Annotated in this window: 6 protein-coding genes; 1 reads left to right on the top strand and 5 read right to left on the bottom strand. The window is 72.8% G+C overall.

Features of this window, described 5'->3' with window-relative positions; all coding sequences use genetic code 11:
* The 4 genes from H5J33_RS23300 to H5J33_RS23285 form a co-directional block, all read right to left on the bottom strand.
* Positions 1–1,680 (bottom strand): DUF4118 domain-containing protein (locus H5J33_RS23300; protein WP_181796856.1); only part of this gene is annotated, 1,680 nt, incomplete at its 3' end.
* A gap of 249 nt (positions 1,681–1,929) precedes the next feature.
* Positions 1,930–2,691 carry a DUF3710 domain-containing protein gene (locus tag H5J33_RS23295; protein WP_030785285.1) on the bottom strand — a complete coding sequence of 254 codons (762 nt, stop codon included), beginning with the start codon at positions 2,689–2,691 and terminating at the stop codon, positions 1,930–1,932.
* Position 2,692: 1 nt separating this feature from the next.
* Positions 2,693–3,244: a dUTP diphosphatase gene (dut, locus tag H5J33_RS23290; protein ID WP_181796855.1), complete on the bottom strand. Its 552-nt coding sequence runs from the start codon at positions 3,242–3,244 to the stop codon at positions 2,693–2,695.
* Positions 3,241–3,825, bottom strand: a complete 585-nt coding sequence (locus H5J33_RS23285) for a PaaI family thioesterase (protein ID WP_181796854.1) — start codon at positions 3,823–3,825, stop codon at positions 3,241–3,243. Before H5J33_RS23285 ends, dut begins: the two co-directional genes overlap by 4 nt.
* A 58-nt stretch (positions 3,826–3,883) precedes the next feature.
* Between H5J33_RS23285 and H5J33_RS23280 the strand changes: the two genes are divergently transcribed.
* A complete protein-coding gene (locus tag H5J33_RS23280) occupies positions 3,884–4,363 on the top strand; it encodes a DUF3093 domain-containing protein (protein ID WP_181796853.1) in 480 nt (159 codons plus the stop codon).
* Here the strand turns inward: H5J33_RS23280 and H5J33_RS23275 are convergent.
* Positions 4,360–4,993: hypothetical protein (locus H5J33_RS23275; protein WP_181796852.1), on the bottom strand; the 634-nt coding region annotated here is incomplete at its 5' end. The genes H5J33_RS23280 and H5J33_RS23275 overlap by 4 nt on opposite strands.

The following is a 4,993-nucleotide window of genomic DNA, read 5'->3' as shown; positions in this document are numbered from 1 at the left end:
CACGGGCATGTCCACGTCGGCGTCCTCGGGGCGCTCCAGCGGCGGACCGAAGCCGGCCCGGCCCGCGCAGGTCCAGGGAGCCACGTCGCTCTCCCGCTCCAGCAGCGCGGCGGACTCCATGGCGAAGGTCTCGCGGACCCGTTCCAGCAGCTCCTCCAGGCTGGTCTCGCCGCGCAGCACGTTGCCGGCGAGGAAGGAGAGGATCTCGGACTCGGCGCGCAGCCGGGCCGCCTGGTCGGTGCGCCGGGCGGCGAGGTCCACCACCGAGGCGACCGACATGCCGACCCCGAAGAAGATCGCGATGGCGACGATGTTCTTGGGGTCGGCGACGGTCAGCCGGTGCAGCGGCGGTGTGTAGAAGTAGTTCAGCAGCAGCGAGCCGAAGGCCGCCGAGGCCAGCGCGGGCAGCAGACCGCCGAGCAGCGCCGCGGCGACGGTGACGGCCAGGAACAGCAGCATGTCGTTGGCGAGGCCGAGACCGACGGTGTTCAGGCCGAGCGCGAGGACGACGGGGCCGGCCAGTCCGACCGCCCAGCCCCACAGGATGCGGGCCCGCCCGAGCCGGCCGCCGCGGGCCACGGGCAGTCCCCGGCCCTTGGCGACCTCCTCGTGGGTCACGATGTGCACGTCCAGGTCGGGGCCGGAGTCCCGGGCGACCGTGGCGCCGACGCCGGGCCCGAAGACGTACTGCCAGGCCTTGCGGCGCGAGGAGCCCAGCACGATCTGGGTGGCGTTCACCCCGCGCGCGAAGTCGAGCAGCGCGGCCGGTATGTCGTCGCCGACCACATGGTGGAACGTTCCGCCGAGGTCCTCCACGAGCGTGCGCTGGACGGCCAGCTCCTTCGGGGACGCCGAGGTCAGCCCATCGCTGCGGGCGATGTAGACGGCCATGACCTCGCCGCCGGCGCCCTTCTCGGCGAGCCGGGCGGCCCGGCGGATGAGGGTGCGTCCCTCGGGGCCGCCGGTCAGGCCCACCACGATCCGCTCCCGGGAGCCCCATATCGCCGACACCCGGTGCTCGCTGCGGTACTCGTTCAGGTACTCGTCGACCCGGTCGGCCACCCACAGCAGCGCCAGCTCGCGCAGGGCGGTCAGATTGCCGGGCCGGAAGTAGTTGGACAGGGCCGCGTCGACCTTGTCCGGCGCGTAGATGTTGCCGTGTGCCATGCGGCGGCGCAGCGCCTGCGGGGACATGTCGACCAGCTCGATCTGGTCCGCCCGGCGTACGACCTCGTCGGGGACGGTCTCGCGCTGGCGCACCCCGGTGATCGACTCCACGACGTCGCCGAGTGATTCCAGGTGCTGGATGTTGACGGTGGAGACGACGTCGATGCCGGCGGCCAGCAGTTCCTCCACGTCCTGCCAGCGCTTGGCGTTGCGCGAGCCCGGGACGTTGGTGTGGGCCAGCTCGTCCACGAGGGCGACGGCGGGGGCCCGGCGCAGCACCGCGTCCACGTCCATCTCCTCGAAGACGGTGTCCCGGTACTCCAGTCTCCTGCGCGGCACCTGCTCCAGGCCGTGCAGCAGCACCTCGGTGCGCGGCCTGCCGTGGTGCTCCACGAACGCCACCACGCAGTCCGTGCCCCGCTCGATACGGCGGTGGCCCTCGGCGAGCATGGCGTAGGTCTTGCCCACGCCCGGTGCCGCGCCGAGGTAGATCCGAAGCGTGCCGCGTCCCATGCCCACATTGTCTTTCCGTGCCCGAAGTCTGCGCAGCGTCGACCTTACGGCCGCCCGGCTCGGCGATCAGGCCCGGAGGGACGAGCGGGGGTCAACTTTGACGCAACCCTGACGACAGCGCCCCCAAGGGGCGCGGGGAACTGCGCGAACGACCACGACGGACCGGCATCCGGCCGCCGCACCCCGCAAAAAACGGGCCGCACCCTTCAAGGCACGGCCCGTACATCCTTGCTGAACCCAGCGGAGCGCCTAGCGGACCTCGGTGATCTCCGGCCCCCGCTGCAACTGCCCCATCCCGCCGGAGAAGCGCGAGCCCTCCTCCTGCTGGACACCCTCGGGCACCATCTGCGCGTCGTTCGGCAGCTTCAGGACGATCGGGTCGCGCGGAGCCATCGGGCCCTCGCCGCGCACCACGACCGTGTCGCGGAAGATCTGCTCCAGCAGCCCGGCGGCCTCCGGCTGCACCGCGCCCTGCCCGGAGATCACACCGCGCAGGAACCAGCGCGGGCCGTCCACGCCGACGAACCGGACGACCTGGAAGCCGCCGGTGCCGTCGGGCAGCTGCACCGGTACCCGGGCGCGCAGCTCCCAGCCGAGCGGACCCTCGACCTCGTCGACGATGCCACCCTGCTGGGTGATCCCGGACGCGATCTCCTCGCGTACCTCGCCCCAGATGCCCTCGCGCTTGGGCGCGGCGAACGCCTGGAGCTGGATGGCGCTGTCGCGCAGCACGACGGTGGCGGCGACGATGGCGTCCCCGGCGACCTCGACCCGCAACTCCATGCCGTCGACGCCCGGCACGAACAGCCCGCCGAGGTCCACGCGGCCCTCGGCGGGGTCGCGCACCTCGCTGCTGTCCCACGGACCGTCGGGCCGGGGCCCGGGCTCCAGCCGGAGGCGCTCGCGTCCGGCCTCCTCCTCGTCCGCCTCGGTGTCGACGCTGTCGACGACCTGCTCGGCCTCGCCGGCCGCGTCCTCGGCGGCACCCTTCTTCTTGCGACGTCCGAACACGTCACTGTCCTTCCCGGTCGGATACGACCGAAGCGTATCGATTCCCACCCGTCGGACCGCCTACGGCGGCCTGACCGCTTGTGCCGCTGTCGCCGCCCACCGCGGCGTGGCCGCCGGTGGACCCGAAGCCCCCCTCGGCCCGCGCCGAGCCGGGAAGTTCCGCGACCTCCTGGAAGCGGACCCTCTCGACTTGCTGGACGACCAGTTGGGCAATCCGGTCGAAGCGCTCGAACCGCACGCTCTCGCGCGGGTCGAGATTCACCACGATCACCTTGATCTCCCCACGGTACCCGGCATCAACCGTCCCCGGGGCATTCACGAGGGCGACACCGCAGCGGGCGGCGAGACCGGACCGGGGGTGCACGAAGGCCGCGTACCCCTCCGGGAGGGCGATCGACACTCCCGTGGGCAACACGGCGCGCTCGCCGGGCGCCAGCTCGCAGGGCTCGGTGGTGCGCAGATCGGCCCCGGCGTCACCCGGGTGTTCGTACGCCGGGAGCGGGACCTCGGGGTCCACCCGGCGGATCAGCACGTCGAGGGGGCTACGGCTCACGGGTTCACCTCGAAGGCGCGGGCACGCCGGATCTGGTCCGGGTCGTTCATGGCGGCCTGGATCTCCTCGCGGCGGCCGTGGTCGATGAAGTGGTCCACCTTGACCTCGACGAAGAGGGCGTCGGCGCGGACGGCGACCGGGCCGTCCGGGCCGCCGACGCGTCCGGTGGCGGTGGAGTAGATCTTGCGTCCGGCGACGGCGGTGACCTCGGCCGTCAGGAACAGCGTGGCGCCCACGGGCACGGGCCGGACGAAGTCCGTCTCCAGGCGTCCGGTCACGGCGATGGTGCGCAGCAGCCAGTTCAGCGAGCCGAGGGCCTCGTCCAGGGCCGCGGTGAGCACCCCGCCGTGGGCGAGTCCCGGGGCGCCCTGGTGGGCGGGGCGCACGGTGAACTCGGCGGTCAGCGAGACGCCCTCGCCGGCCCGGGCCTCCAGGTGCAGCCCGTGCGGCTGGCCGGGGCCACAACCGAAACAGTGTTCGTAATGGGCGCCGAGGAGTTCCCCGGGCGCGGGCGCGTCGGGGTGCCGTATGGGCTTGCCCGCGTCGGCGGGAGGCTGAAGAGCTGCGGAACTACCACTCACAGCCGCAGACCTTACCCGCGCATCCGCCTTCTACGGATCCCATGCCAAGCTAGGTTTCATGCAGCTCTCCGCCGCCCCCTACGAAGAACGTCTCACGGCTCCCCGCTCGTGGTGGGTGATCAGCGTCCTGGTAGGCGTCTCGCTCGCCCTGATCCTGCTGCCGTTCGGCACCCTGCCCCTGCTCGGCGGCCTGGTCGGCGGTACGGCCGCGGCGGCCGTGGTGGCGAGCGCCTACGGGTCCCCGCGCATCCGGGTCGTGGGAGACTCGCTGATCGCGGGCGAGGCGAAACTGCCGGTGTCGGCGCTGGGCGCGGCGGAGGTCCTGGACGCCGAGGAGGCCCGCGCCTGGCGGACGTACAAGGCGGACACCCGCGCCTTCCTGCTGCTGCGCGCCTACATCCCCACGGCGCTGCGCGTGGAGGTCACCGACCCGCAGGACCCGACGCCGTACCTGTACCTGTCGACGCGGGAGCCGCGGAAGCTCGCCGCGGCGATCGACGCGGCACGCGAGGCGCACGCCCGGCCGACGGACGGCTAAGGCTCTTCGGGAGGCTCGGGCAGTTCCAGCGGCCGCTCCGGCTTCTCCAGTGGTGGCAGCTGCGGCAGCTCGTCCCAGGGCACCCGCGTCTTGCGCAGGTCGGCCCGGACGCGGTCGGCGAGCTTTCCGGTCTCCCGGCGGTTCATCACCGCCCCGACCGCGGCCCCGACCAGGAACGGCGTCAGGTTGGGCAGGTTGCGGACCATCCGCTTCATGATCCGCTGGCGCAGTTCGCGTTTCATCCGGCCGCCGAGGGCCGTGTCGTACGTCGACGGCTTCGTCACGTCGATGCCGCGCTCCCCCGACCAGGAGGACAGATACGCGGCGGTGCGGGCCGTGAGGCCGCCGGGCGGGCGTACGCCGTAGACCTCGTGCAGTTCGGCGATCAGCTTCAGCTCGATCGCGGCGACCCCGGTGATCTCCGCGGCCAGTTCGGTCGGCATGGCCGGGGGTACCGGCAGCATCGCCGCCGCCCCGATTCCGGCGCCGACCGCGGAGGTGCCGGCCGCCGCGCCCCTCACCAGCTTGTCGGCCAGCTCCTCGGGTCCGAGTCCGGGGAACTGGCGGCGCAGGGTCGCGAGGTCGCGTACGGGGATACGCGGGGCGATGTCGATGACGCGGTCCGCGAGG

Source organism: Streptomyces sp. WELS2, assembly GCF_013870595.1.
Lineage (GTDB): Bacteria > Actinomycetota > Actinomycetes > Streptomycetales > Streptomycetaceae > Streptomyces.
The sequence above is the reverse complement of the archived record's forward strand: the minus strand, read 5'-3'. Positions and strand labels throughout refer to the sequence as shown.